24 protein-coding genes and 1 tRNA gene are annotated in these 26,296 nt (G+C 71.9%); 18 read left to right on the plus strand and 7 right to left on the minus strand.

The genetic code is table 11. The annotated features are described in order from the left end of the window. Positions 1–43: 43 nt before the first annotated feature. From nrdE to nrdH, 3 genes are all read right to left on the minus strand, one after another. On the minus strand, positions 44–2,125 hold the full coding sequence (gene nrdE, locus GD748_RS04630) for a class 1b ribonucleoside-diphosphate reductase subunit alpha (RefSeq protein WP_452176680.1): 2,082 nt from the start codon (positions 2,123–2,125) through the stop codon (positions 44–46). A gap of 44 nt (positions 2,126–2,169) precedes the next feature. Next, positions 2,170–2,586, minus strand: a complete 417-nt coding sequence (nrdI, locus tag GD748_RS04635) for a class Ib ribonucleoside-diphosphate reductase assembly flavoprotein NrdI (protein ID WP_152193974.1) — start codon at positions 2,584–2,586, stop codon at positions 2,170–2,172. 110 nt (positions 2,587–2,696) lie between these two features. Next, positions 2,697–2,945 (minus strand): glutaredoxin-like protein NrdH, encoded by a 249-nt coding sequence (gene nrdH, locus GD748_RS04640; RefSeq protein WP_152193975.1) that lies wholly within the window; start codon positions 2,943–2,945, stop codon positions 2,697–2,699. A gap of 610 nt (positions 2,946–3,555) precedes the next feature. On the opposite strand from nrdH, the gene GD748_RS04645 reads away from it, so the two are divergent. The 7 genes from GD748_RS04645 to GD748_RS04675 all read left to right on the plus strand — a co-directional run bounded on the left by GD748_RS04645 (position 3,556) and on the right by GD748_RS04675 (position 11,055). Next, complete coding sequence (locus GD748_RS04645; RefSeq protein ID WP_193312809.1) at positions 3,556–5,463, plus strand: patatin-like phospholipase family protein; 1,908 nt, start codon at positions 3,556–3,558, stop codon at positions 5,461–5,463. Between the two features lie 69 nt (positions 5,464–5,532). After that, positions 5,533–6,555, plus strand: a complete 1,023-nt coding sequence (locus GD748_RS04650) for an enoyl-CoA hydratase/isomerase family protein (protein ID WP_152193977.1) — start codon at positions 5,533–5,535, stop codon at positions 6,553–6,555. 154 nt (positions 6,556–6,709) lie between these two features. Continuing rightward, entirely contained in the window at positions 6,710–7,162 is a 453-nt protein-coding gene (locus GD748_RS04655; RefSeq protein ID WP_152194385.1) for an S-ribosylhomocysteine lyase, read from the plus strand. Then, a complete protein-coding gene (locus tag GD748_RS04660) occupies positions 7,159–7,911 on the plus strand; it encodes a 5'-methylthioadenosine/adenosylhomocysteine nucleosidase (RefSeq protein WP_226920759.1) in 753 nt (250 codons plus the stop codon). The genes GD748_RS04655 and GD748_RS04660 overlap by 4 nt, the downstream gene beginning before the upstream one ends. Before the next feature lie 106 nt (positions 7,912–8,017). Then, positions 8,018–8,764, plus strand: coding sequence for a Mut7-C RNAse domain-containing protein (locus GD748_RS04665; protein ID WP_452176681.1), 747 nt, complete (start codon positions 8,018–8,020; stop codon positions 8,762–8,764). A 221-nt stretch (positions 8,765–8,985) separates the two neighbouring features. Further along, positions 8,986–10,434, plus strand: a complete 1,449-nt coding sequence (locus GD748_RS04670; protein WP_226920871.1) for a SulP family inorganic anion transporter — start codon at positions 8,986–8,988, stop codon at positions 10,432–10,434. Between the two features lie 132 nt (positions 10,435–10,566). Next, positions 10,567–11,055 carry a hypothetical protein gene (locus GD748_RS04675; protein WP_152193978.1) on the plus strand — a complete coding sequence of 163 codons (489 nt, stop codon included), beginning with the start codon at positions 10,567–10,569 and terminating at the stop codon, positions 11,053–11,055. A 9-nt stretch (positions 11,056–11,064) separates the two neighbouring features. Here GD748_RS04675 and GD748_RS04680 read toward each other — a convergent pair whose 3' ends face one another. Continuing rightward, the gene (locus GD748_RS04680) at positions 11,065–12,162 is read right to left on the minus strand and encodes a tellurite resistance/C4-dicarboxylate transporter family protein (RefSeq protein WP_226920761.1); all 1,098 of its coding nucleotides are present in this window, start codon (positions 12,160–12,162) and stop codon (positions 11,065–11,067) included. 270 nt (positions 12,163–12,432) lie between these two features. On the opposite strand from GD748_RS04680, the gene GD748_RS04685 reads away from it, so the two are divergent. Together GD748_RS04685 and GD748_RS04690 are read left to right on the plus strand one after the other, a co-directional pair. Beyond that, positions 12,433–12,621: a hypothetical protein gene (locus GD748_RS04685; RefSeq protein WP_226920763.1), complete on the plus strand. Its 189-nt coding sequence runs from the start codon at positions 12,433–12,435 to the stop codon at positions 12,619–12,621. Positions 12,622–12,931: 310 nt separating this feature from the next. Further along, positions 12,932–13,195 (plus strand): hypothetical protein, encoded by a 264-nt coding sequence (locus GD748_RS04690; RefSeq protein ID WP_152193980.1) that lies wholly within the window; start codon positions 12,932–12,934, stop codon positions 13,193–13,195. Between the two features lie 89 nt (positions 13,196–13,284). Here the strand turns inward: GD748_RS04690 and GD748_RS04695 are convergent, their stop codons facing one another. After that, complete coding sequence (locus GD748_RS04695) at positions 13,285–14,754, minus strand: SPFH domain-containing protein (RefSeq protein WP_152193981.1); 1,470 nt, start codon at positions 14,752–14,754, stop codon at positions 13,285–13,287. 205 nt (positions 14,755–14,959) lie between these two features. On the opposite strand from GD748_RS04695, the gene GD748_RS04700 reads away from it, so the two are divergent. Further along, the gene (locus tag GD748_RS04700) at positions 14,960–15,286 is read left to right on the plus strand and encodes a hypothetical protein (protein ID WP_152193982.1); all 327 of its coding nucleotides are present in this window, start codon (positions 14,960–14,962) and stop codon (positions 15,284–15,286) included. An 87-nt stretch (positions 15,287–15,373) separates the two neighbouring features. Further along, a complete protein-coding gene (locus tag GD748_RS04705) occupies positions 15,374–16,546 on the plus strand; it encodes an RtcB family protein (protein WP_152193983.1) in 1,173 nt (390 codons plus the stop codon). 115 nt (positions 16,547–16,661) lie between these two features. Here the strand turns inward: GD748_RS04705 and GD748_RS04710 are convergent, their stop codons facing one another. Beyond that, entirely contained in the window at positions 16,662–17,003 is a 342-nt protein-coding gene (locus tag GD748_RS04710) for a WhiB family transcriptional regulator (RefSeq protein WP_152193984.1), read from the minus strand. Positions 17,004–17,556: 553 nt separating this feature from the next. Between GD748_RS04710 and GD748_RS04715 the strand changes: the two genes are divergently transcribed. After that, positions 17,557–18,708 (plus strand): 3'-5' exonuclease, encoded by a 1,152-nt coding sequence (locus GD748_RS04715; RefSeq protein ID WP_193312810.1) that lies wholly within the window; start codon positions 17,557–17,559, stop codon positions 18,706–18,708. Between the two features lie 157 nt (positions 18,709–18,865). On the opposite strand, the gene GD748_RS04720 is transcribed toward GD748_RS04715, so the two are convergent. Further along, positions 18,866–18,949: transfer RNA gene (locus tag GD748_RS04720), tRNA-Leu, on the minus strand. Positions 18,950–19,452: 503 nt separating this feature from the next. Here GD748_RS04720 and GD748_RS04725 point away from each other — a divergent pair. The 6 genes from GD748_RS04725 to GD748_RS04750 are packed head-to-tail and all read left to right on the plus strand — an operon-like array spanning position 19,453 to position 26,294. Further along, positions 19,453–20,172, plus strand: coding sequence for an FhaA domain-containing protein (locus GD748_RS04725; protein ID WP_152193986.1), 720 nt, complete (start codon positions 19,453–19,455; stop codon positions 20,170–20,172). A gap of 7 nt (positions 20,173–20,179) precedes the next feature. After that, positions 20,180–20,659, plus strand: coding sequence for an FHA domain-containing protein FhaB/FipA (locus GD748_RS04730; protein WP_152193987.1), 480 nt, complete (start codon positions 20,180–20,182; stop codon positions 20,657–20,659). A gap of 13 nt (positions 20,660–20,672) precedes the next feature. After that, entirely contained in the window at positions 20,673–21,971 is a 1,299-nt protein-coding gene (locus GD748_RS04735; RefSeq protein WP_152193988.1) for a PP2C family protein-serine/threonine phosphatase, read from the plus strand. Beyond that, a complete protein-coding gene (locus tag GD748_RS04740; RefSeq protein WP_152193989.1) occupies positions 21,971–23,431 on the plus strand; it encodes an FtsW/RodA/SpoVE family cell cycle protein in 1,461 nt (486 codons plus the stop codon). The genes GD748_RS04735 and GD748_RS04740 overlap by 1 nt, the downstream gene beginning before the upstream one ends. Continuing rightward, complete coding sequence (locus GD748_RS04745) at positions 23,428–24,867, plus strand: peptidoglycan D,D-transpeptidase FtsI family protein (protein WP_152193990.1); 1,440 nt, start codon at positions 23,428–23,430, stop codon at positions 24,865–24,867. The genes GD748_RS04740 and GD748_RS04745 overlap by 4 nt, the downstream gene beginning before the upstream one ends. Then, positions 24,864–26,294, plus strand: a complete 1,431-nt coding sequence (locus GD748_RS04750; protein WP_226920765.1) for a serine/threonine-protein kinase — start codon at positions 24,864–24,866, stop codon at positions 26,292–26,294. The genes GD748_RS04745 and GD748_RS04750 overlap by 4 nt, the downstream gene beginning before the upstream one ends. The last annotated feature ends 2 nt before the right edge of the window (positions 26,295–26,296 follow it).

A 26,296-nucleotide genomic window follows, 5' to 3' on the forward strand; every position in this document is an offset into this window, starting at 1 on the left:
TGAGGGTCGGACTTTGCTGAGTCCGGCCCTCAAGGCTTTTGGGTCAGAGCATGCAGCTGACGCAGCCCTCCACCTCGGTGCCCTCGAGCGCGAGCTGCCGCAGGCGGATGTAGTACAGCGTCTTGATGCCCTTGCGCCAGGCGTAGATCTGCGCCTTGTTGACGTCGCGGGTGGTGACCGTGTCCTTGAAGAACAGCGTCAGCGACAGCCCCTGGTCCACGTGCTGGGTGGCCTCGGCGTAGGTGTCGATGATCTTCTCGGGGCCGATCTCGTACGCGTCCTCGTAGTACTCGAGGTTGTCGTTCGTCATGTACGGCGCCGGGTAGTACACGCGCCCGATCTTGCCCTCCTTGCGGATCTCCACCTTGGAGACGATCGGGTGGATCGAGGAGGTCGAGTTGTTGATGTAGGAGATCGACCCGGTCGGCGGCACGGCCTGGAGGTTCTGGTTGTAGATGCCGTGCGCCTTGACCGACGCGGCGAGCTGCTTCCAGTCCTCCTGGGTGGGGATGTGCACCCCGGCGTCGGCGAAGAGCCGGCGCACCCGCTCGGTGCGGGGCTCCCACGTGCCGTCGATGTACTTCTCGAAGTACTCGCCGGTGGCGTACTTGGAGTCCTCGAAGCCCTTGAAGGTCTCACCCTTCTCGATGGCGATCTTGTTGGACTCCGTCACGGCGTGGAAGGCCACCGTGTAGAAGTACATGTTCGTGAAGTCGAGGCCCTCGTCGGAGCCGTAGTGGATCCGCTCGCGGGCGAGGTACCCGTGCAGGTTCATCTGCCCGAGGCCGATGGCGTGCGAGTCGTTGTTGCCCTGCTCGATCGACGGCACGGACCAGATGTGGGTCTGGTCGGCGACGGCGGTCAGGGAGCGGATCGCGGTGCCCACGGTCTTGCCCAGGTCCGGGGAGTCCATCGTCTTGGCGATGTTCAGCGAACCCAGGTTGCAGGAGATGTCCTTGCCGACCGAGCTGTAGGACAGGTCGTCGTTGTAGGTCGACGGCGTGGAGACCTGGAGGATCTCCGAGCACAGGTTCGACATCGTGATCTTGCCCTTGATCGGGTTCGCCCGGTTCACCGTGTCCTCGAACACGATGTAGGGGTAGCCCGACTCGAACTGCAGCTCGGCGAGGGTCTGGAAGAACCCGCGGGCCGACAGCTTGGTCTTCTTGATCCGTCCGTCGTCGACCATCTCGTGGTACTTCTCCGAGACGTTGACCTCGGAGAACGGCACGCCGTACACGCGCTCGACGTCGTAGGGCGAGAACAGGTACATGTCCTCGTTGTTCCGCGCCAGCTCGAACGTGATGTCCGGGATGACGACGCCGAGCGAGAGCGTCTTGATGCGGATCTTCTCGTCCGCGTTCTCCCGCTTGGTGTCGAGGAACTTCATGATGTCCGGGTGGTGGGCGTGCAGGTACACCGCGCCCGCGCCCTGGCGCGCACCGAGCTGGTTCGCGTAGGAGAAGGAGTCCTCGAGGAGCTTCATCACCGGGATGACGCCGGAGGACTGGTTCTCGATCTTCTTGATCGGCGCGCCGGCCTCGCGGACGTTGGTCAGCGACAGCGCGACGCCGCCGCCACGCTTGGAGAGCTGGAGGGCGGAGTTGATGCCGCGCGCGATCGACTCCATGTTGTCCTCGATGCGCAGCAGGAAGCAGCTGACGAGCTCGCCGCGCTGCGCCTTGCCCGCGTTGAGGAAGGTCGGCGTCGCCGGCTGGAACCGGCCGGAGATGATCTCCTCGACCATGTTCAGCGCGAACTGCTCGTCACCGGCGGCCAGCGCGAGGGAGACCATGACCACGCGGTCCTCGAACCGCTCGAGGTAGCGCTTCCCGTCGAACGTCTTGAGCGTGTACGACGTGTAGTACTTGAACGCGCCGAGGAACGTCTCGAACCGGAACTTCTTCGACCACGCGAAGTCCCAGATCTTGGTGAGGAACTCGAACGAGTACTGCTCGAGCACCTGGCCCTCGTAGTAGCCCTCCTCGACCAGGTACTCGAGCTTCTCCTTCAGGTTGTGGAAGAAGACCGTGTTCTGGTTGACGTGCTGGAGGAAGTACTGGCGGGCAGCCTGCCGGTCGGCGTCGAACTGGATGTTCCCGTCCGCGTCGTACAGGTTGAGCATCGCATTCAGCGCGTGGTAGTCGAGCTCCGGCGCGCTGGCGACCTCTACGCCGGTATCTGTGAGCGTTGCTGCCAAAACTGCCCCAATCCCTCTCGGACGCGCGAGACGTCCTCAGTCGTTCCTAGTAGTTCGAATCGGTACAGGTACGGGACGTCGCACTTCGCGGCGATGATCTCGCCGGCGAGGCAGTAGGCCGCACCGAAGTTCAGGTTGCCCGCGGCGATGACGCCACGGATCAGCGAGCGGTTGTGCGGGTCGTTGAGGAACTTGATGACCTGCTTGGGCACGGCGCCGCGTCCGTTGCCCCCGCCGTAGGTGGGCAGGACCAGCACGTACTCGTCGTCGACGGTCAGGAACGGGTCGGCCGGCCGCAACGGGATCCGGTGAGCCGGCAGGCCTACCTTCTCGACGAAGCGGTGGGTGTTGTTCGTGGCTGAGGAGAAGTAGACGATGGTGGCCATCACTGCCCTCCCTGGACGACTGCTACCGCGGGCCGGCCCGGCGGCCGCGTGGCTTGGTGTTCAGCCGGACCACCGGGTCACGGTGGTCCGGCTGAAGTCTGTGAGGTCCCTCAGGCGCTGACGACGGCGGCCTGCTGGGCCGCGAGCGCCTTGATCTTGTCCGGACGGAAACCGGACCAGTGGTCGCCGTCCGCGAAGACGACCGGCGCCTGCTGGTAGCCGAGAGCCTTGACGTTCTCGAGCGCCTCGGCGTCGACGCTGATGTCGACCACCTCGTACTCGAGCCCCTGCTTGTTCAGCGCGCGGTACGTGGCGTCGCACTGGACGCAGGACGGCTTGCTGTAGACGGTGATGCTCATCTGAGCCGATCTCCTTGTCTCGGTGCGTCACCACAGGTCAATGGCGTGACACGGCTGTAACAACAACTGTGTGGTTCGCCAACGGGTATGGCGTTCCTTGGTTCTCCGAACACTACACCTGGGGGTGCCCGGGAGACAGCACCCCAACATGCTGTGTCGGCGCGTCGTGTCGCGGGAGTGCCTTCCACAGGTGCCTCCTCCCCTCTGTGGACCCCGTCCGGTCATCATGGGGACGCCGTGTGGACATCTGCCGGACGCCGATCCGGCCGCCCGGCCGACCCGCGTCACACGTTGCCACCGACCACTGACATCGGCGGTGTCCGTGCGCTTCCCGGTGGACCGGGCGGCCACTTGTGGACGGTTGTCACCACCCTTGTCCACAGGTTGTGCACGAGCGCGCCGCGGCCGCGCTGGCCGATCCGTTCCGAGGACGAGAACCTGCGGCGTGTCGAGCCCGTTCGGCGTGTCGGACTTCGCGCCCGGAAGCAGGACGGTGGCGCCGGCCTTGTTCCCTTCCGGTAGCGGGACGGTGGTGCCAGGATCAGCGGCACCGGGCTGTGGACCGGTGGCAACGACGCCGCCGGTCCGCCCGCCGCACGAGGAGAGCGCCATGACCACCTACCCCGCGGACCCCGCCCTGGAGTGCGACGTCATCATGAAGGGCGGCATCACCAGCGGCGTCATCTACCCACGTGCGGTGTGCGAGCTCGCGAAGACCTACCGCCTGCGCTCGGTCGGCGGCACCTCCGCCGGCGCGATCGCGGCAGCGGCCGCGGCGGCCGCCGAGCTCGGCCGTGACGCCGGCGGGTTCGACGAGCTCGAGCGCCTGCCCCACGACATCACTGCCGAGTCACCCGCGGGCGGCTCGACCCTGTTCCGGCTCTTCCAGCCGAGCCGGAAGAGCGCCCCGTTGTTCCGCGCCTTCACCGCAGGCATGGGCCACCACGGGCCGGCGGGCACGCTCCGCACCGGCGTCGCCCTCGTGACCGGCTTCTGGGCGTGGACGCTGCTGGGCATGCTGCCCGGCGTCGTCGTGGTGGTCCTGGCCGCTACGGGTGAGGGCGCCGCACGCTGGGCGGGCGTCGTCGCCGGGGTGGTGCTCGCGCTGCTCGGCGCGGCGGTGGGCATCGGCGCCGGTGTCCTGCGGGTGCTCGGTGGTCCGGTTCCCCGTGCGGGGTTCGGCATCTGCACGGGCATGCCCGGCGCAGGGTCCGGCGGCGCCCCGGCACTGACGCCGTGGCTGCACGAGCGGCTGCAGACCATGGCCGGACGGACGGGACAGGCGCCGGTGACCTTCGGCGACCTGGCCGGCGCCGGCGTCGAGCTGCGCACGATGACCACGAACCTCACGCGGCACCAGCCGATGGCCATGCCGTGGGAGGAGCGTGAGTACTTCTTCGACCCCGCCGAGATGCGTGCGCTCTTCCCCGAGGACGTCGTCGCCTGGATGGAGGAGCACCCGCCGCCCGGCCGGCCGTCCTGGGACACGGATCTGCTGCGGCGCCAGGCGCTGCCGCTGCGGCCTCTCCCGGCCGGGCCTGATCTGCCCGTGCTTGTCGCCACCCGGATGTCGCTCAGCTTCCCGCTGCTCATCACAGCGGTGCCGCTGCACGCCGTCGACTACGCCGACCCGGTCAACCGGGGCGCTGCCGACGCCGCCGACGACTACCGGCGCACGCACCCCGACGCCACGGTGGAGGAGGCGGCCGCAGCAGTGGCCGCCCGGCGGTTCGACGTCAACTGGTTCTCCGACGGCGGCATCTGCTCGAACCTGCCCGTGCACTTCTTCGACGCGCCCCTGCCCACCCGCCCCACCTTCGCCGTGGACCTGGCCCCCTTCCCCGCCGGGCGCACGAAGAGCGCCGACGAGCGGGAGAACAGCTACCTGCCGACCACCAACCTCGGCGGCCTCCTGCGGCGCTGGTACCGCATCCCGACGACGGGGCTCGGCTCCCTGGGCGCGTTCCTCTTCTCGGTCGTGGAGACCGCCCGCGGGTGGGTCGACGAGGCCCAGCTGGTGATGCCCGGCTACCGGGACCGGGTGGTGACCATCTGGCACGACGAGGCCGAGGGCGGGATGAACCTGGCCATGCCGCCCGACGTCGTCGCGGGGCTGGCCGCCCGGGGACGCGGTGGCGCCGCCAAGGTGGTCGAGCGCTTCGCGGGACCGGTGCCGGGCAGCACGCCGGGCCCGGGCTGGGAGAACCACCGGTGGATCCGCTTCCGCACGGCCACCGCGGGCCTCGACGAGTGGGTGGGCGAGCTCGCCACCAAGTACGCCGCTGACGTTCGGGGCACGACGCCGTACCGCGACCTGGCAGGTCCTGGCGCCGCCGCACCGCTACCGTCCTACCCGCTCGGGGCGGGTCGGCGCGAGGCGGTCAACACCCGCACCGGCGGCCTGCTGGAGCTCGCCCAGCGATGGGCGCAGCCGCCGGAGGACGCCTTCACCGAAGGAGCGCCCAGGCCCCGCCCGCGGCTGCGGCTGGTCGCCGACGACGACCCCGGCGGCCGGTAGGCGTCCCGGTCGGGTAACCTGCCTGGCCTGTCGGCAGGGCTGCACGCCGACAGGTGAGAAGGTGGCGCCATGGCGACCGTGAACACCTGGCGGACCGGCGGCACCGCCCGGATCGAGCTGAACCGGCCCCGCGCCCTCAACGCGCTCGACCTGGAGATGATCCGTGACATGCGCGCCACGCTCGAGGCGTGGCGCGACGACGAGCAGGTCACCGAGGTGCTCGTCACCAGCGCCTCGGACCGCGCCTTCTGCGCCGGCGGCGACGTCCGGGCCGTGCGCGAGGAGATCCTGGCCGGCCGCGGCGGCGCGGCCGGGGAGTTCTTCGCGGAGGAGTACGCGTTGAACCGCGCCATCGCCGAGTACCCCAAGCCGTACGTCGCCGTGATCGACGGGGCCGCGATGGGTGGCGGCCTCGGCATCTCGGTGCACGCCCGGCAGCGGGTCGTCACCGAGCGCGTCGTGATGGCGATGCCGGAGACGGCGATCGGGTTCGCCCCCGACGTCGGCGCCAGCCACTTCCTCACCCGCCTCAGCGGCGACCCGACCGGCGCGCTGGGCACCTACCTCGCCCTGACCGGCACCCGCGTCGGCCCCGCGGACGCGCTCGCCACCGGTCTGGCCACCCACCTCGTGCCGTCGGCCGCCGTCGCGGACCTCGTGGCGCAGGCCGAGCACGAGGGCGTCGCCGCCGCCCTGGCACACCACGTCACCGACGTCCGCGAGGCAGGCGCACCCGTCCTGGCCGCGCACACGGAGATCGACCGACACTTCGCCCCCACCACGGTGCCCGAGATCCTCGAGCGCCTCACCGCGGCCGACGACGAGTGGGCGGCGCAGGCTCGGACGACCCTGGAGCAGATGTCGCCCACCAGCCTCGTCGCCACCCTGGAGCTGCTCCGGGCGGGGACCGGCGCGACCCTGGCCGCGTGCCTGGGCAACGAGCTCCGCCTGGCCACCTGGCTCACCGGCCGCCCCGACTTCGTCGAGGGGGTCCGCGCCGTCCTCGTCGACAAGGACCGCCGCCCCCGCTGGGACCCCTCCGCACCCGGCGCCGTCGACGTCGGCGAGATCCGTGCGGTGCTCGGAGGGTGAGACCTCGCCGACGCGCACGGCGTCGCCGGGCCGGTGTGCTTCCACCCCGGGCCGGTCATCCAGGGCCGCTGATCTCGAGATCCTGAGAGCGCCGTGAGGAATGATGGGGAGCTGCACCATCCGACCGGCACACAGGGAGTTCGCCATGAAGCAGATGAACACTGAGAGCTTCAACCTCGACCACCGGGCGGTCGCCGCGCCCTACGTTCGGATCGCCGACACCAAGCGGCTGTCGGACACGGTGGTCGTGAAGAAGTACGACGTGCGCTTCTGCCAGCCCAACGTCGACCACCTCGAGTCCGACGTCATGCACTCCCTGGAGCACACCTTCTCCGAGGCCGTGCGGAACCACTCCGACGACGTCATCGACTTCTCGCCGATGGGCTGCCAGACCGGCTTCTACTTCATCCTCGCCGGCGAGCACCCGCTTGAGGACGTCCGCGACCTCATCGCCGCCGGGATGCAGGACGTCGTCGACGCAACCGAGGTCCCGGCGTCGAACATCCAGCAGTGCGGGTGGGCAGCCAACCACACGCTGAGCGGTGCGCAGGACGCCGCTCGCACCTTCCTGGCCCGCCGGGACGAGTGGTCGCAGGTCATGGCGTGACGACCCTCCACGGGACCACCGGGGACCCGTCGGGCATCGCCACCCCTGCCCGGCGGGGTCCCGAGGTGGACGCCGTCGTCCTCGGCGCGATGGACGAGGAGGTCCGACCCTTCTCCCGACGCGCCACGGACGCCGGCCCGCTGCGCCAGCGCGGTCGTGCCCGCGGGCAGGTGGTGACCATCGGCGGTGCGCGCGTGCTGCTCGTGCGCAGCGGCATCGGCCTGGTCAACGCCGCGGCCGCCCTGGTCGCCGCGCTGTCCGAGTCCCACCCCCGCGCCGTCATCTCCACCGGCTCGGCCGGCGGCCTGGCCGCCACGATCGAGGTCGGTGACATCGTGGTCGGCGACTCCTACACCTATGCGGGGGCCGACGCGACGGCGTTCGACTACGTGCGTGGGCAGGTCCCGGGCATGCCGGTGGGCTACGACGCCGACCCCGACCTGCTCGCGGCGGCCGCCCGCGCGACCGCCCCGGCGGGGATGGTCCGGACCGGGCAGATGGTCTCCGGCGACTCCTTCATCACCGACGTCAACGTCGCCGAGGTGCGTGAGGCGTTCCCCGACGCGCTGAGCACGGACATGGAGACGACGGCGCTGGCACAGGTCAGCTACTCCTACGAGCTGCCGTTCCTCTCGGTGCGCGGCATCTCCGACCTGTGCGGTCCCGAGGCCGGGCAGGACTTCCACCTCGGCGTGGACGAGGCCGCCGAGCGAGCCGCGGCGGTGGTGCTGGCGGTCCTGGGCGCCTGACGTCGCCCGTCGTGGCGGCCGACGTCCGACGACATCCCGACGACGGAAGGAGGCCACGATCATCGGCACCGTCCGCCTCCGCTTCGCCGAGCCGCTGCGGCTCTTCCTGCCCGCCCGGCTCCGGGCCGCCGGCATGGTCGACGTCGACCACGAGCCGGGCACGCCGCTGCGGCACGTCGTCCCCGCGGCCGGGGTCCCGCTGACCGAGGTGGGGATCCTGCGCGCCGACGGAGAATCGGTCGGCGCGGACCACCGTCCCCGCCCCGGGGCGGTTGTCGACGTGGCGGACGTCGTCCGGCCGCAGCCCGTGGCGGCCTGGCGGTTCATCCTCGACGTGCACCTCGGTGCCCTCGCCCGGCGGATGCGGCTGCTCGGCCTCGACGTCGCCTGGTCCGCCGACGCCGAGGACGACGCGCTCGCCGCCCGCGCGGTGGACGAGACCCGAGTGCTGCTCACGCAGGACCACGGGCTGCTCCGCCGTCGGGTGCTCGCCCCGGACGAGGACCGGCGCGCGCGGGCGGCGCACGTGCGCGGCAGCGCGGCCACCGAGCAGATCCGCGACGTGCTCGACCGGTTCGCCCCTCCGCTCGCGCCGTTCACCCGCTGCACGGCCTGCGGCGGTGCGCTGGTCCCGACGTCGAAGGACTCGGTCGCCCACCTCCTCGAGCCCGGCACCCTGCGCACCTACGACGAGTTCGTGCGGTGCCTGGGCTGCGGGCGGCCGTACTGGCACGGCGCGCACGCCGCACGGCTGGTGGCCATGGTCCGCTCCGACGTCGACGCCGCGCCGGGTGGGCGGGATCACCGGCGCGGCCCATCGACGCCCCTTCTGGGACCTTCGGCACTGGCCTAGACTTGGCGGCGGCCGGTTGCCGCCGTGGGCGGGCCAGGCCGCGGCCCGAGGACGTGCCGGTTCATCGCCCCGCCCGGGGATGTCCCACCGAGCCGAGACGGACCATCGTGACACCGAGCCCCAGCACGCCCCAGCCGGACGGCCTGACGCTTCGTGGCGAGGAGCCGACCGGCCAGCACTTCCCGCACGAGGCCGACGAGGACTTCTCGGTCCGGGCCGCGCTGCGCTCCCCGCGCCGCCTGCGCACCGAGCTGGTCGCCGGCCTGGTCGTCGCGCTGGCGCTGATCCCCGAGGCGATCTCGTTCTCGGTGATCGCCGGCGTCGACCCGCGCGTCGGGCTCTTCGCCTCCTTCACGATGGCCGTCTCGATCGCGTTCCTGGGCGGGCGTCCCGCGATGATCTCCGCCGCGACCGGGGCGATCGCGCTGGTCGTCGCGCCCGTCGTGCGTGAGCACGGGCTCGACTACCTCATCGCCACGGTCATCCTGGGCGGGACGATCCAGGTGGTCCTGGGGCTCCTCGGCGTCGCGAAGCTCATGCGGTTCATCCCGCGCAGCGTGATGATCGGCTTCGTCAACGCCCTCGCCATCCTCATCTTCCTGGCGCAGATCCCGCACCTGGTGGACGTGCCGTGGATGGTCTACCCGATGGTCGCCGTCGGCCTCGCGATCCTTGTCCTCTGGCCGCGGCTGACGGCCGTCGTGCCCGCGCCGCTCGTCGCGATCGTCGCCCTGACGCTCGTCACGGTGCTCGCGGCGATCGCGGTCCCGACCGTCAGCGACGAGGGCGAGCTGCCCGACTCCCTGCCCTCCCTCCTGCTCCCCGACGTCCCGCTGACGCTGGAGACCCTGCAGATCATCGCGCCGTACGCCGTCGGCATGGCGCTGGTGGGGCTCATGGAGTCGCTGATGACGGCGAAGCTCGTCGACGACATCACGGGCACCCACTCGGTCAAGACGCGCGAGGCGTGGGGCCAGGGCGCGGCCAACATCATCACCGGCTTCTTCGGCGGCATGGGCGGCTGCGCCATGATCGGCCAGACGATGATCAACGTGAAGTCCTCGGGCGCCCGCACCCGGATCTCCACGTTCTGCGCCGGGTTGTTCCTGCTGATCCTCGTGGTGGTGCTGGGCGACGTCGTCGGCCAGATCCCCATGGCCGCCCTGGTGGCCGTGATGGTCATGGTCTCCGTCGGGACCTTCGACTGGCACTCCGTGCGGCCCTCGACGCTGCGGCGCATGCCTCGCTCGGAGACCCTCGTGATGGTGGTGACCGTCGCCGTCACCGTGGTCACCAACAACCTCGCGATCGGCGTCGTCTCGGGCGTGCTGACGGCGATGGTGCTCTTCGCCCGCCGCGTCGCCCACCTGACGCGGGTCACCGAGCTCGAGCAGCCGGACGCGTCGGTGCGGGTCTACCTCGTGACCGGTGCGCTGTTCTGGGCCTCCAGCAACGACCTCGTCTACCAGTTCGACTACGCCGACGACCCGGACGACGTCGTCATCGACCTCTCGGCCGCCCAGGTCTGGGACGCCTCCACCGTGGCCACCCTCGACGCGATCGTGCGCAAGTACGCCGAACGGGGCAAGCGGGCGCACATCGTGGGGCTGGACACGCACTCCGCCGCCCGCCACAGCGCCCTGACCGGCCGGCTCGGGGACGGTCACTGACCCCCACGGTGGCGCGTCGTCGCTGGTCACCGGGCACCTGGCGCGGCGGCACGGGCACGGTCTCGGGTGGCCGGACGCCTGCACCTCCGCTTCTATTGGAGAAACGCAGGGCCGACCGAGGAGGAACGTCCGATGGATACGTGGATCTGGATCGTGCTGGCCGTCGTCGTGCTGGCGATCATCGTCATCGCCGTCCTGGCGACGAGCAGGAAGAAGAAGGAGCGCGAGGAGCGGGTGCGGCGCGAGAACCGTGCGCACGCCGCGGACCTGCGGGCCCGCAGCGAGGAAGAGGACATCGCGGCCCGCGAGCGCCGGGCCGACGCCACCGCCGCGCGGGCGGAGGCCGAGCAGGCGCGCGCCGAGGCGGAGAAGGCCCGGGTGCAGGCCGACCGCCTCGAGCACGACTCCGTCAAGCAGTCCGAGGACGCCGAACGCGTCCGGCACGAGGCGGACACCCACCGGCAGGACGCCGCGGCGCTCGACCCCGACGGCGACGACTTCAGCAGCGACGACGTCCAGCGTGGCCGCCACGAGGACACCTCGCCCGGGCCGGACGACGACTCTCGGCGCGGTCTCGCCTCCGACGACGACGTCCGGCCGGAGGACCGCCCGCGCACCTGACCCGGCCTGTCACCGGCCGGGCGGCGGGATCGACGACGCCCGGTCGGTGAGGACCGTCCGCCAGAGGTGGACGACCATCGCCACGAAGACCAGCGTCCACACCAGGAAGGCGAACCACAGCTCGACGGCGCCGATCACGCCGACCACCGGGAGCTGGTCCGCCTGGCCGAGGTAGATCCCGGCGACGGCGTACATCCCGAGCGGGAAGACGATGCTCCACAGGGTGGCGTCGTAGGTCAGCGGGACCCGGTGGCGCCAGTGCCGCCACCACCCGGCGGCGATCAGCGGCGGGATCAGCCAGGTGGCGAACGCCCAGAAGACCACCGACAGGCCGGCGACGAGCCCGCGGGTGGCGTTGACCATCGGGGCGTCGGCCATCTCCACGATGCGCGCGCCGGCGAGGACGGTGATGGCGCACGCCCCCATCGCCACCCAGTAGGGCGGATTGAGGTCGATCGCGCGCAGCTCGTACAGCAGCATGCGCATCGCGACGATCACGCCGGCAGAGGCGTAGAGGAAGATCCCGACCGACCAGGAGACGACGGCGAGCAGGGCCAGCCAGCCGCTCAGCTCCTGGTCCGAGCCGGGCTGCAGCGACGCCGAGGCCACCGCGACGGACTGGCTGGCCACCACCCAGATGAACCACGTCCCGTTCGCCGTCGCCACGACGGGCCGGTTGGTCCGCCCCAGCACGGCGGTCCAGGGCACCACGTAGCCCAGGACGATCCACGACCCGAACGAGAGCACCAGGAGCGCCGCCGTCCAGAACACGTGGCCGTCCATGGACAGCCGCACGCCCAGGACGTTGGTGCCGGCGACGAACGTGAAGTAGCCGAAGGCGCGGCGGGCGTCGGTGAACTCGTCGAGGATGTCCGAGCGGTAGCGCAGCAGCCGCCAGACGGTGAGCACCAGGAGCAGCGCGTAGGCGATGCCGCAGACCCAGGCGAGGAGCTGGGAGAGGAGCTCGAAGCCCTCGAGCCGCATCCCGACCGAGATGATGCCGCTGCCCATGACGAGGGCGAAGTAGCCCGGGGCGAGGGTGCGCACCGCACGGCGGACCCGGTGCATCGGGCCCGTCCCCGCCGCGTCCTCGGTGATCGCCGCCATCTCGGCGAGGTTAGCGCGCCGCGCGTTCCGTGCGCCCCGGGCGCACGGGTCCTCCACCTCGCCTCGCCGCCCGACGTGAGCTCCCGGACGCCCTCGGGCGCACGGGGCTCTCGGCTGCGCCCGCCCGGTGGTGCGCCCGGCTGCACGCGGTGTGTGATCAGGTACCGGCGTGGCGTCCTACCGATGTCGGTAGCGGGTGCGATCGTGATCGGGACGGAGAAGGCCGGCGAGCAGCTGCTGCTCCGCCCGCCCCCGAGAGGAGAAGCCGCCATGGCCGTAGCCACAGCTCACGAGGTCGACCTCGACGCACCGCAGCTCCGGGGGCCGGACCTCGTCGTCGCCACCGACGACGTCGACCCGGACGGCCTCCTCGTCTTCTGCGAGTTCTCCAGCGGCTCCGCGCGCACGCAGGGTGGCTTCTGCCTCCACTGCGGCGCGTGCGACCACGAGTACGTCTGAACCGGGTCGGCCCGAGCCCCTGGGGTCCACGCACCCGTCGGCGGCCACCCGGCGCTGCCCTGAGCGGCGCAGCACGCACGGCAGCCTGACGTCCGAGGCCACCTCACCCCAAGGCGGAAGGCCCGTGCCCCTCGGGCGGAAAGCCCGTGCTTCTCGCCCGGAGGCCCTTCGTGGGGCCCGCCGGGAGGCCACGTCGGATCGCGCGTTCTTGCGCGGGGACGCCGCGCGGAGCGTTCACGGCGCGAAGCTCGCCGGGGAGCCGGTACAGCCGTAACGTCAGGCCGTCCTGCCTCGAACCGAGAGACGGCCTGTGCACACTCAGAACGCGTCCACCACCTCGCGAGAGCGTCACGCCCTCGACGAGCTCGCGGACGCCGTCGAGCGCTTCCGCGCCTCGCTGCCGCAGAGCGAGGAGGCCGTCCGGGCTCGCGACCACGCCATCCTGCTGGCCCTCGAGCGAGGCGCGGCCCCGGCGGCCGTGCGCGCGCTGGCCGCGATGAGCGACGTCGCCCTCGAGCTGGCGGTGGCGCGGGCGACGTACTTCCGCATCGCGCCCCTGCCGTTCGGGCGCTGACCTCGCCGCCGGCCGCCCGTCAGGTGCCGCCGGCCGGGTGATCGCGTGGGCGGGCCGGCCCCGGCATTTGTACCGGCCCGCGCACCCCGTCAGTTCTGGGTCGCCTCCGCCGTGGCGGGAGGCTGGTCGACGAGGTCGTTCGACTCTCCGACGACGGCGGGGCTCGGCCCGTCGACGGCGAGACCGGCGAACATCTTGGTCAGGTCCAGCCCGGTCAGCGCGGAGACGACCTCCCGGCCCTCGCCGAGGACCTGGCCGGCGATCTTCGAGACCGCACCGGCGCCGTCGGTGGAGACGACCGTGATGTTGTCGATCTGTCCGACCGGCTCGGCGGCCGCCCGCACGATCTCCGGCAGGACGCCGACGAGCTGCTGCATGATGACGACGTCACCCTGCTCGGCGAGGGCGTTGGCCTGCGCCTCGGTGGCGGCGGCCTTCGCCAGCCCCTCGGCCTTGGCGGCCTCGGCACGGGCGTTGCCCAGCGCGGTGATGGCGTCGGCCTCGTTGCGCTGTGCGGCGAGCTCGGCGTCGGCCAGGGTGCGGCGCTCGAAGGCCTGCGCCTCGGTCTCGGCGTTGCGGGCGTCGCGCTCACCCTCGGCCTGCTTGGCCGCGGCGTACGCGGCGGCGTCGGCGGGCTTGCGGACGTCGATGTCGAGCTGCTGCTCGGCGACCTTGGACTTCTCCTGCAGGGCCTCGCGCTCCTGGGCGGCGACGACGCGGTCCTGCTCGGCCCGGGCCAGCTGGCCGGCGGCCTGCGCCTCGGCCTCCGCGCGGTCGGTCTGAGCCTTGATGGCGGCCTGCTTCAGCGCGAGGTCGCGCTGGCGCTCGGCGATCCGCTCCTGCGTCTCGATCTGGGCCGCCTCCGAGGCCAGTCGCGCCTCTGCCTCACGCACCTCGGCGACCTGGCGGGCCTGGGCGGCCTGCGCGCGACCGAGGTTGGACAGGTAGTCCGAGCCCGGGGTGGTGATGTCGGAGAGGTTGACCAGGTCGATGTGGAAGCCCTGCTGGTGCAGGTCGGGGCGGATGGACTCCAGCACCTGCTTCTGCAGCGCCTCCCGGTCCGAGATGAGCTGCTCGACGGTCATGGACCCCAGCACGGGCCGGAGCGCGCCCTCGAGGGCCTGCTGGAGCGGCTGCTCGAGCTTGGCCTGCTGGCTGGTGAACCGCTGGGCCGCGCGGCGCACGCCGTCGGCGTCGCCGCGGACCTTGAAGAGGACCGAGGCACGCACGCCGACGCCGATGAAGTTCTTGTCCACACCCTCGACGGTCAGCGAGAGCTGGCGCTGCTCGAGCGAGATCTTCGTGACGGACTCGAAGAACGGCTTGACGAAGGTCCGCCCACCGATCACGACGCGCGGGCCCCGGCCGTCGACCACGCCGTCGGTCGGCAGTGCGTCCAGGCTGCCGGTGGGCCCGCCCTTGACGTCGTTGCGGCCCACGATGACCAGGGCCTCGTTCAGGTCGACGGTCCTGATGGACTTCCGGACCAGGATGAAGACGACGATCACGGCCACGAGGGCGACGGCGATCACCGGGATGCTGCCGAGGATGAGCTCCAAGAACCGTTCCTTTGCTCGGGGGCGCCCGAACGGGCGCGCGGACTTACACGACCGATTGTGTCGGATAGACGGCGCCCGGTGGGCGAAGTGGCCGCCCGGTGGGCGAAGTGGCCGGGCTGTCCTGCGCGCGCCCCCGTCGCGTCGGCGGTGGACGGCGCAGACCTGGCCGTTGACACCTGCCTGCTGCGGCGATCAGGCTCGACGGGTGGCGAACTCTCAGTGGCGCTCTCTCACCGCCGGCCTCCTCGTTGGCAACAGCGCACCGCACCTGGCCAGCGCGGCAGCCGGACGGCGGCACCTGACGCCCCTGACCGGGCGGGGATCCGGCCCCGGTGTCAACGCCGTCTGGGGTCTGGCCAATCTCGTCGGCGGACTGACGCTCCTGCGCTCCGCCACCCACGACCGGGCTCTGACGCGCTGGGACGGCCGACTGCTGTGGTTCGAGGTCGGCGTGGCCGTCTTCGCCGCCTGGATGGCGGCCTCGGAGGCGACCCTGCACGTCAACACCCGCGACGTCGGCACCCGCCCCTGACCCTGCCGCCTGAGCACCATAGGGGCGCACGTCGCGCCCAGCCTCCCAGCCCGTGCCGCGGCGGCGCCGAACTGTCAGTCTGGCGCCATGGAGCAGATCGCCGAGTCGCTGTACTCCTGGGCCTCGGTCCTGGACGACCAGACCCTCCAGCAGGCGCGGCGCACGGCCACCATGCCGTTCATCTCGCCGCACATGGCGCTGATGCCGGACGCGCACCTCGGCAAGGGTGCGACCGTGGGCTCGGTGATCCCGACGGTCGGCGCGGTCATGCCGGCAGCGGTCGGCGTCGACATCGGCTGCGGCATGGTGGCGGTACGCACCCAGCTCACCGGGGCCCGGTTGCGCAAGGCCGGCCGGTTGGCGACCCTGCGTGAGCAGATCGAGCGTGCCGTGCCCCTGAGTCCGGGGAAGTACAACCGCAAGGTCTCGGGCACGGCGCCGGGACGCGTCGCGGAGCTCGAGGACCTGGCCGGCAGGCGCGGGGTCGAGCCTGCCCGCTTCGCCGACAGTTGGCGGCTCCAGCTCGGTTCCCTCGGCGGCGGGAACCACTTCATCGAGGTGACGGCCGACGAGCAGGGCAACGTCTGGGCCTTCCTCCACTCGGGCAGCCGCGGGGTGGGGAACAAGATCGCCCAGCACTTCATCGACCGGGCGCGCCGGCTGGCGGCCGAGCGCTCGCTCGAGCTGCCCGACCGGGACCTGGCGTACCTCACCGAGGACGACGAGGCCTTCGGCGACTACCTCGACCACCTGCACTGGGCGCAGGAGTTCGCCCGACTGAACCGCGAGGTGATGATGGACCGCCTCCTCGACCAGCTGGCCCGGTTCACGGGCGAGGACGTCCAGCGGCTCGAGGAGGTCAACTGCCATCACAACTACACGGCCGTCGAGGAGCACTTCGGCGAGCGAGTGCTGGTCTCGCGCAAGGGTGCGATCGACGCCCACGAGGGCGTACGGGGGCTGATCCCCGGCTCGATGGGGACTGCCTCCTACGTCGTGACCGGCAAGGGGAACGCGATGTCGCTGTGCTCCGCCCCGCACGGCGCCGGCCGGGCGTACTCGCGCTCGAGAGCGCGCAAGACGTTCACGCAGGACGACCTGCGCCGTCGCATGGCCGGTATCGAGTACCGCGACCTGCCCGACTTCGTCGACGAGATCCCCGACGCCTACAAGGACATCGACGTGGTCATGGCCGACGCCGCGGACCTGGTCTCCGTCGACCACGTCCTGCGACAGATCGTCAACGTCAAGGGGCAGTAGGCGAACCGGCCAACTCGACGCCCGGCGCCCTTCGTCGCCCGGTCCGGCGGCCGACGGACAGGCCGTGGTGCTCACCACGCCCTGGCACCCGTCGTCGCCGGCCAGGCGACGACGCTCAGCCGGCGGCGACCGTGGCCGGTGCGACTCGGCGGCGGGTGACGTGCCCCGTCGGGATCTCCTCCCGGTGCTCCGCCGCGGCGAGCCACTCCGCCCAGTCCGTGACGTCCGGATGGCGCTTGAGCAGGGCCCGGCGTTCCCGCTCGGTCAGCCCGCCCCAGACCCCGAACTCGGTCCGGGACTGCAGCGCCTCGGCGAGGCAGGCCATCCGCACGGGACAGCCGAAGCACAGCTCGCGGGCGGTGCGCTGAGCGGCGCCACGCACGAACAGCGTGTCGGGCGATACCTGGCTGCAGGCGGCTTCGGCGGCCCAGGTCTGGTAGTTCTCGGCGACGGACATAGTGAGCTCCCTCGGGGGAGCCGCCTGCCCCGCGCCCCCGCCCGGGTCCCCGCTCGTTGTGAATCTGGATGCCGGTGAGCCTGTCCACCGTCCCGAGGGGGATGGGCTGCATCACCGGCAGGACAAGAACATCAGCGACGGCGGACGCCCGTAACGTCTCGACCGGGTGATGGGAGGATGAAATCGGACGGGTGACCCGATCTCACCCTCGACGGAGGCCGTCGTGGCTCTGGCTCAGCGCCCGGAACAGGCGGCGCCACGCTCACCGCACACTGCTACGGCTGAGTCGAAACCCGCATTTTGAGGAAATCTGGCCGATACCATCGGCTGCGCCCCCTCCTAAAAGGAATCGCCCGTGGACGCCTTGGTCATCCTGCTCCTCATCGCTGTCGTCGTGTGGTTGGCGGTTCGCCGGTCGAGGCGGCCCAAGGGCCCCGTCAAGCAGATGCCGGCCCCACCGCCGGCTCCGGCGTCAGCTCCGGCGTCGGCCCCACGCGCACCGGCCCGTACTCGGCCGCGTGCCGACGGGGCGAGCCCGCGGCAACAGACGGGCATGCGGTTCGCCGAGCCGGGGCGGAAGGGACAGCTGTTCAGCTACGCCGGCCCGGGTAACGGCTCCGGCTACGTCCACGACGGCTCTTTCGCTGTCATCGACGTCGAGACCACTGGCTTCTCACCCGCCAAGGGTGACCGGGTCATCGAGATCGCCATCGCACGCGTCGACCGAACGGGCCGGATCGAGGACGAGTACGCCACCTTGCTCAACCCTGAGGGGCGCGACACGGGTGCCGTCTTCGTGCACGGCATCAGCAACGAGGCCGTGCGGGACGCCCCACGGTTCTCCGAAGTGGCCGGTGACGTGCTGGCCCGCCTCGAGGGCACCGTCGTCGTAGCCCACAACGCCGTCTTCGAGGAGCGCTTTCTCGCCGCCGAGCTCGCCCGCGCTGGGATCACGACGCCGCACCTGCCGGCGCTGTGCTCGCTGTGGCTGGGCCAGCAAACCTTCCAAACCCCTAACCACAAGCTCGGCACCCTCGCCCAGCACGCCGGCATTCCCCTGGTCGACGCCCACGCCGCCCTCGGCGATGTCAGGGCGACCGCGGCACTGCTGCCGATGATGCTGGAGCGCTACGGTGCACCACTGGCATTCGGCTGCACTCCAGCCTCCGGCCTGCGCGGCCACCACCGGGCGGGTGCCGTCAGCCCGGTCACCCGGGCAAGCTCCCTACGCAAGGGCAACGACGGGTGGATGGCCTCGTTGATGTCCCGCCTGCCCATCAGCGCCGGCGAGGTCGTCGACGCCACCGCAGCGGTATATCTAGACGCTCTGGCGGCGGCACTCGAAGACGGCAAGATCGTCGGCGAGGAGGCCAAGGCCCTGGCCCGCATCGCCGGCAACGCTGGCATGGGAGCGCCACAGGTCGCCGCCCTGAACGAGCGCTTCCTCGAGATGATGCGTGAAGCCGCTCTCGCCGACCAGGTCCTCACCAAGACAGAGCTGCGCGAGCTCACGCGAGCCGCCTCGCTCCTGGGAACGTCGAACTACTTCGACGACCTCACGCCAACCCCGGTCACCGCCCCCGCATCGGGCGCCGTGGCGACTGCATCCAAACCGGCACCGACCAGTGCGCCAAAGGCCACCAGAAGGTGCGGGCACTGCCGCACCCCCGGTCACTACCGCTCCACCTGTCCAGAGCTGAACTAGCGCGAGAGCCGGCGAAGTTCCTTCGTCCCCGGACTTACGGGCTGAGCACTTGCTGGCGTCATCTCGACGAGGCCTAGCCACATCGCTCAGCACATAGACAGAAAACGGCCCCTGTCCTGGAACCTAAAGTCCCAGGTCAGGGGCCGTCTTCGTGCGGTGCGCGAGGGGGGAGTTGAACCCCCACGCCCTTTCGGGCACACGGACCTGAACCGTGCGCGTCTGCCTATTCCGCCACTCGCGCGCTGTGAACAGCGAGAGAAACGTTAGCACGCAGCAGGTTCACCACCGAACCACCGGGTCGCAGCGCACACGTGATCCTCGACACCGCAGCCGGTGCGTCCCGTCGAGCGACACGCCGCACACACGTGCCCGACCCGCGGACGCCACGCGCCGAGAAGTTGCCGTCGAGCTGGACCTTCCGGACCGCGCCGAGCGCTGGGATCCCACCGCCACGCACCGCTCGGTGGCGGGCGGCGCCGAGCGGACGTCCCGAGCCGTCCACGGCGCCCGGACCAGCCTCGATGCTTATTCCGACCGGCGCGGGAGTCGCTCAGATGCCGCTATTTCAGCACTGCCTCGTTACGATCGTGATGCCGGACCTGTGCACCGGCACCGGGCACCAGTCCGGGAACAGCGCCGGGCACGACCCCGGGGCACGAGACATCCGGGCCACGTCCCGGGCAGGAGCCGGCGACAGCCGGACACGAACCGGGCCGCGAGCCGTGCCGGGGAAGGAGGTGCACGATGGGTGTCCTCGACCGCTTCGAGAAGGGTGTCGAGCACGTCGTCAGCGCCGCGTTCGCCAAGGCGTTCCGCAGCGACGTCAAGCCCGTGGAGATCGCCTCCGCCGTCCGTCGCGAGATGGACGACCGGGCCGCCGCCGTCTCCCGCGGCCGCACGGTGGTGCCCAACGAGTTCGTCGTCGAGCTCTCCTCGAGCGACCTGAACCAGGTCGAGCAGTGGGGCGCCGACGCCCTGGCCGACGAGATGATCGGCGCAGCCACCGAGCACGCCTCCTCGCAGCGCTACTCGTTCGTCGGCCCGGTCGACGTCAGCTTCACCGAGGACGAGTCACTCACCACCGGCCGCTTCCAGGTCCGCTCGGCCACCCGCCGCGGTGCCGTCGCGCCGGCCACCTCCTCGGTCGCCTCCTCGCGCCACCCCATCGTCGACATCGACGGCCAGCGCTACCTCCTCACCGGCCCGGTCACCGTGATCGGCCGGGGCAGCGAGGCCGACATCATCGTCGACGACTCCGGCGTCTCGCGCCGCCACCTCGAGATCCGGGTGACGCCCGGCGGCGTGATCGCCACCGACCTCGGCTCGACCAACGGCACCTTCGTGGAGGGACACCGGATCGACGCCGCCACCCTCGTGGACGGCAACACCATCACCCTGGGGCGCACCCGCATCATGTTCTGGACCGGCGCGGACGAGGGCGACGACCTCGACGACGGCAGGTGAGCCGTCGGTGAGTGAGCTGGTCGTCACCCTCCTGCGCGTCGGATTCCTCGTTCTTCTGTGGCTCTTCGTGCTGGCGGCGCTCAACGTCCTGCGCAAGGACGTCTTCGGCACCCGCGTCACCCCGCGCGGCCCCGGCCGCAAACGGCCCCGCACCGAGGCGACGGCGGACCGTGGCGGCCGCCAGGCGTCGCGTTCCGCTGCCACCCGCCTCGTCGTCACCCAGGGACCGCTGACGGGCACGACCATCCCGCTGGGGCCGTCGACGATCCTCGTGGGCCGCTCGCCCGGCTGCTCCCTCGTGCTCGACGACGACTACTCCTCGAACCGGCACGCCCGCTTCTTCCCCAAGGACGGCACCTGGTGGATCGAGGACCTCGGCTCGACCAACGGCACGGTGGTGGCCGGCGAGCGCATCTCCCAGCCGGTCCAGGTGCTCCCGGGCACCCCGGTGCGCATCGGCCAGACCCTGATCGAGCTGCGCCGGTGAACGGGGCGCACCGATGAGCATCCAGCTCCGCTTCGCGGCCCGCTCCGACGTGGGCCTGGTCCGGGCGTCCAACCAGGACTCTGGGTACGCCGGGCCCCATCTCCTCGTGCTCGCCGACGGCATGGGCGGGCCCGCCGGCGGGGACATCGCGTCGTCCGTGGCCGTGGCGCACCTGGCCGTGCTCGACGACGCCCACGGCGCCGACGACCTCCTGGACCTGCTGCGCTCCGCCGTCGACGCCGCGCACGCCGAGCTGATGGAACGCTCCGAGGCCGACCCGGACCTCACCGGGCTGGGCACCACCTGCATCGCGATCCTGCGGTCGGGCAACAAGCTCGCCATGGTCCACATCGGCGACTCCCGGGCGTACCTCCTGCGCGACGGCGAGCTCACCCAGGTCACCACCGACCACACCTTCGTGCAGTACCTCGTCTCCACCGGGCGCCTCACCGCCGAGCAGGCGGAGCGCCACCCGCAGCGCAACGTGATCCTGCGGGCCCTGGGCGACAACGACAGCGAGGTCCAGCTCGACGAGTCGCTCCGCGAGGCGGTCCCGGGCGACCGCTGGCTCCTCGCCTCCGACGGCCTGTTCGGCGTCGTCTCCGCCGAGACGATCACCGAGACCCTCACCGAGGTGGACGACCCGGGTGCCTGCGCGGAGGACCTCATCACCCTGGCCCTGCGCGCCGGGGGTCCGGACAACGTCACCTGCGTGATCGCCGACGTCCTCGACGACACCCTCATCTCCGCAACCCCCTCCACCTCCCCGCAGGTGGTCGGGGCGGCTGCCACCGACAGGCTGCGGACCACTCGTGGCGGCAACGGCTCGGCCGCGCGCGCGGCTGCCCTGATGAGCGCCACCCGGACGTCCTCGCCGGACCCGGCGATCGAGGACGACGACCCCGCGCCCTCGCCCGCACGTCGCTGGGTGGGCCGGCTCGTCGCGACCCTGCTCATCCTGGGGACCGTGCTCGGCCTCGGCTACGCGGGCTACTCCTGGACCCAGACCCAGTACTTTGTCTCGCCGTACGGCGACTATGTCGCGGTCTACCGGGGCATCCCGCAGGAGGTCGGCCCGATCCGCCTCGCCAGCCTGCACGAGCGCACCGACCTGCGGGTGGACAGCCTCACGCCGGTGGCCCAGGACCGCCTCGAGAGCCCGATCACCCGCGGGTCGCTCGCGGCCGCCGAGGACGTCGTCGACACCCTGCGCGACTCCGTCGACGAGAGCGCCGGGCGCGACGACGAGGCGACGGCGGAGCCGACCCCGGAGGCCACCACCGCGGCCCCGTCCCCGACGGAGACCGGCTGATGGCCATCGTCAGCGAGCAGCGCGCCAGCACCGGGCGCCTCGCCGAGCTGGGGCTGCTCGCCCTGGCGCTGGTGATCGTGCTGGCCGCCTACGCCCAGGTGGCCCTGGCGACCACCGGCTCCCTGCCGGCGAACCTGGCCACCCGCGGCGGCGGCCTGGCGGGCCTAGCGCTGATCGCGCACCTGCTCGTGCGCTGGCGTGCGCCCTATGCCGACCCCGTCCTGCTGCCGATCGTCGTCGCCCTCAACGGCATCGGCCTGACGATGATCTACCGCATCGACCAGGCTCTCGTCGCCCGTGGGAGCACCGCCGCGAACGCGGACCGGCAGCTGCTGTGGACGCTGGTCGGCGTCGTCGCGGCCGTGGCGGTGCTGTGGTTCCTGCGCGACCACCGCGTGCTGCGGCGCTACACCTACACCGCCATGGTCGCCGGCCTCGTGCTGCTCGTGCTGCCCCTGGTCCCCGGCCTGGGCGTCAGCATCAACGGCGCACGCATCTGGATCAACCTGCTCGGCATGTCCTTCCAGCCGGCCGAGCTCGGCAAGATCGTGCTCGGCGTGTTCTTCGCCGGATACCTCGTCACGAACCGGGACACCCTCGCCCTCGCGGGACCGAAGTTCCTCGGCCTGCAGCTGCCCCGCCCGCGCGACCTCGGCCCGATCCTCCTGGCCTGGGGCGTCTCGCTCGCCGTCCTGGTGCTCGAGCGGGACCTCGGCACGTCGCTGCTGTTCTTCGGGCTCTTCGTCGCCATGCTGTACGTGGCGACCGAGCGGCTGAGCTGGGTGCTCATCGGCCTGCTCCTCTTCGCCGGCGGCGCGGTCGCCGCCGGGGCGCTCTTCCCGCACGTCGGCGCCCGGTTCGACGTCTGGCTCCACGCGCTGGAGCCGGAGATCTACAACCGCAACCCGGGCGGCTCCGGCCAGGTGGTCCAGGGCCTGTTCGGCATGGCGTCCGGCGGGCTCATGGGCACGGGCTGGGGCGAGGGCCACCCCGAGCTCGTCCCCTTCGCCAACTCCGACTTCATCATCGCCTCGCTCGGCGAGGAGCTCGGGCTGACCGGCCTGCTGGCGATCCTCGTGCTGTACCTGATGCTGGCGCAGCGCGGCATGCGCGCCGCGATCGGCGTGCGGGACGGCTTCGGCAAGCTGCTCGCGTCCGGGCTCGCCTTCACCCTCGCGCTGCAGGTCTTCGTGGTCGTCGGCGGGGTCACCCGCCTCATCCCGCTCACCGGCCTGACGACGCCGTTCCTCGCCCTCGGCGGCTCGTCCCTGGTCTCGAACTGGATCATCTTGGCGCTCCTGCTGCGCATCTCCGACGCCGCACGCCGCCCGGCCCCGCCCGCCCCGCTGCCCGCCCCCGAGGAGCGCGGTCCCCGCGCGGCCACGGAGCGTCCCGAGAGCCCCGACGACGAGCGGGGCCCCGACGCCGACGGGCAGGCGACCGAGGTGGTGCGGCTGTGAACACCCAGATCCGCCGTCTGGCCACCGTGATGGCGCTGATGTTCCTCGCCCTGATGATCTCGGCGACCTCGGTGCAGTTCTTCCAGGCCGGCGCCCTCAACAACGACGGGCGCAACGTCCGCGTCATCTACCGCGAGTACGGGCGCGACCGCGGGCCGATCGTGGTGGCCGGCGAGTCGATCGCGTCCTCGGCCCCGGTCGACGACGTCTACGGCTACCAGCGCTCGTACACGCCCGGGCCCCTCTACGCGCACGTCACCGGCTACTTCTCGACGGCGTTCAACTCCCTCACCGGGCTGGAGAAGACCGAGAACGACGTGCTCAACGGCACGTCCAGCTCCCTGCTGCTGCAGCGCATCCAGAACCTGATCACCGGCCAGCAGCCGCAGGGCGGCGCCGTCGACCTCACCCTCGACCCGGCCGCGCAGCAGGCCGCCACGGACGCCCTCGCCGGCCGGCGCGGCGCCGTCGTCGCCCTCGAGCCGGACACCGGCGCCGTCCTGGCGATGGTCTCGAGCCCCAGCTTCGACCCGAACGCCCTCGCCACCCACTCGCGCGCCGACGCCCAGGCGGCCTGGGACGCCCTGACCGCTGACGAGGACGAGCCCCTGGTCAACCGGGCGATCGCGGGCGACCAGTACGCCCCGGGCTCGGCCTTCAAGGTCGTCACGGCGGCCGCCGCGCTGGAGACGGGCGACTACACCGCCGAGACGATGGTGCCCGGCCCGACCGAGCTGTCGCTGCCGCAGACGGACCACGTCATCCACAACCCCGGCGAGCGCGCGTGCGGCGACGGCTCCGGAGAGGTCACGCTGCAGGCGGCCCTGCGCCAGTCCTGCAACACCACGTTCGCCCAGCTCGCCATGGACATGGGCGCGGACGCCCTGCGCGACCAGGCGCAGGCGTTCGGCTTCGGCGAGCCCCTCGAGGTCCCGCTGACCGTCACCCCGTCGCGGTTCCCGGCAGACCCCACGCCGCCCGAGGTCGCGATGAGCGGCATCGGCCAGTCCAGCGTGGCGGCCACGCCCATGCAGATGGCGATGATCGCCGCGGCGATCGCCAACGACGGGACGCAGATGAAGCCGTACCTCGTGGCGCGGGAGCTCAGCCCCGACCTCGAGGTGGTGAGCACGACCGAGCCGACCGAGCTGCGCGAGTCGGTCTCCGAGGGCACTGCCGACCAGCTCACCCAGATGATGCTCGACGTCGTGAACAACGGCACCGGCACCCCCGCACAGATCCCGGGCGTCCAGGTCGCCGGGAAGACGGGGTCGGCGGAGATCTCCGCAGGCGTGGCGCCCCACGCCTGGTTCATCGGCTTCGCGCCCGCGCAGGACCCGGAGGTCGCGGTCGCCGTCGTCATCGAGAACGGCGGCGACGGCGGGGCCAACGCCGGTCCGGTGGCCAAGGCAGTGATGGAGGCGGTCCTGCGGTGATCATCTCCGGAGCCACCATGCGCCCGCGCGCCGGGCTGCTCCTCGGCGGCCGGTACGAGCTGACGGAGCGGATCGCCGTCGGCGGCATGGGCGAGGTCTGGCGGGCCACCGACCGTCGCCTGGGCCGCACCGTGGCCGCGAAGGTGCTGCGGACCGAGCTGGTGGGGGACGAGCAGTTCCTCGCCCGGCTGCGCACCGAGGCCCGCAACTCGGCGGGGCTGCGACACATCAACGTCGCGATGCTGCTCGACCACGGTGAGCAGGAGGGCTCCGGCTACCTCGTCATGGAGCTGGTGGAGGGCGAGACCCTCGCCGACCGGCTCGAGCGCCGTGGCACGATCCCCGCCGTCGAGCTGGTGCCGGTGCTGGTCCAGGCCTGCCGGGGGCTGCACGCCGCGCACACGGCCGGCGTCGTCCACCGCGACGTCAAGCCGACCAACCTGATCATCACCGACGACGGCACGGTCAAGATCACCGACTTCGGGATCTCGCTCGGCATCAACCAGGCGCCGATGACGTCCGCCGGCATGGTCATGGGCACCGCCCAGTACCTGCCGCCCGAGCAGGCGATGGGGCGTGCGGCGACCCCCGCGGGCGACGTGTACGCCCTCGGCGTGCTGGCCTACGAGTGCCTGGTCGGCCGGCGCCCCTTCACCGGTGCCACCCAGGTCGACATCGCGTTCGCCCACGTCAACCAGCCGCTGCCGCCGCTGCCCGGCTCGGTGCCCGCCGACGTCCGCGCCGCCGTCGAGCGCATGCTCGCGAAGGACCCCCGCAGCCGGCCGGTGAGCGCGCTAGCGTGCGCGCGTGAGCTCGAGGCCACCGGGTCGGCCACGGCGACGGGCTCCCGCGCCGCGCCGCCACGACCGGCGGCCGACCACGAGCCGCCCCCGTCACCGGTCTCGCCGGCCCGGCCGGTCTCGGGCTTCACCCCGGTCGCCGAGCCGGGCCCGCCCCCCACGCCGCGGCGCCACGAGGTGGCGGTCGCACGGGACCAGTCCCCGCCGTCGCCCGCGCGCAGGTCCTCACCGGAACCGTCCCGGCGGTCCGTGCCGGCAGCGACCCGACGGCGGTCCGGTGCTCACCGTGCCGGACCCGACGACGCACCCCTGGGTCCGCCGACGACGGCGACCTCGGCCCCGCTCACCCGACGGGAGGCGGCCCGGGACCCCGACGCGGACCGCGGGCGCACCGACGCCGGGCCGGGGCCGCGACCGGCCACCGCGGGCGGGCACGACCGCTGGTCGCTGCCCACCTGGGCCGAGCTGGCCGCGGACCGGGTCTGGCTGGCGGCCATGGCGGTCGTCCTGGTGGTCCTCGTGATTCTGGTCGTCGCCGCCCTCGGTAGTCTGAGTGGCGCCGACGGCTCCGCTGCCGGCCGGGTACCGGCGGTTCCCTATCCCTCGAACACAGTGAAGGACATCTAGTG

It is taken from the genome of Georgenia subflava (assembly GCF_009193155.1).
GTDB lineage: Bacteria > Actinomycetota > Actinomycetes > Actinomycetales > Actinomycetaceae > Georgenia > Georgenia subflava.

Bases quoted from the DNA above. Each gene is read 5' to 3' on its own strand.
- nrdI (WP_152193974.1), bottom strand. From the start codon at position 2,586: ATGGCCACCATCGTCTACTTCTCCTCAGCCACGAACAACACCCACCGC.
- GD748_RS04735 (WP_152193988.1), top strand. From the start codon at position 20,673: ATGAGCATCCAGCTCCGCTTCGCGGCCCGCTCCGACGTGGGCCTGGTC.
- GD748_RS04685 (WP_226920763.1), top strand. From the start codon at position 12,433: ATGGCCGTAGCCACAGCTCACGAGGTCGACCTCGACGCACCGCAGCTC.
- GD748_RS04645 (WP_193312809.1), top strand. From the start codon at position 3,556: ATGACCACCTACCCCGCGGACCCCGCCCTGGAGTGCGACGTCATCATG.
- GD748_RS04715 (WP_193312810.1), top strand. From the start codon at position 17,557: ATGCGGTTCGCCGAGCCGGGGCGGAAGGGACAGCTGTTCAGCTACGCC.
- GD748_RS04680 (WP_226920761.1), bottom strand. From the start codon at position 12,162: ATGGCGGCGATCACCGAGGACGCGGCGGGGACGGGCCCGATGCACCGG.
- GD748_RS04705 (WP_152193983.1), top strand. From the start codon at position 15,374: ATGGAGCAGATCGCCGAGTCGCTGTACTCCTGGGCCTCGGTCCTGGAC.
- GD748_RS04725 (WP_152193986.1), top strand. From the start codon at position 19,453: ATGGGTGTCCTCGACCGCTTCGAGAAGGGTGTCGAGCACGTCGTCAGC.
- nrdH (WP_152193975.1), bottom strand. From the start codon at position 2,945: ATGAGCATCACCGTCTACAGCAAGCCGTCCTGCGTCCAGTGCGACGCC.
- nrdE (WP_452176680.1), bottom strand. From the start codon at position 2,125: ATGCTCAACCTGTACGACGCGGACGGGAACATCCAGTTCGACGCCGAC.
- GD748_RS04675 (WP_152193978.1), top strand. From the start codon at position 10,567: ATGGATACGTGGATCTGGATCGTGCTGGCCGTCGTCGTGCTGGCGATC.
- GD748_RS04740 (WP_152193989.1), top strand. From the start codon at position 21,971: ATGGCCATCGTCAGCGAGCAGCGCGCCAGCACCGGGCGCCTCGCCGAG.
- GD748_RS04650 (WP_152193977.1), top strand. From the start codon at position 5,533: ATGGCGACCGTGAACACCTGGCGGACCGGCGGCACCGCCCGGATCGAG.
- GD748_RS04655 (WP_152194385.1), top strand. From the start codon at position 6,710: ATGAACACTGAGAGCTTCAACCTCGACCACCGGGCGGTCGCCGCGCCC.
- GD748_RS04710 (WP_152193984.1), bottom strand. From the start codon at position 17,003: ATGTCCGTCGCCGAGAACTACCAGACCTGGGCCGCCGAAGCCGCCTGC.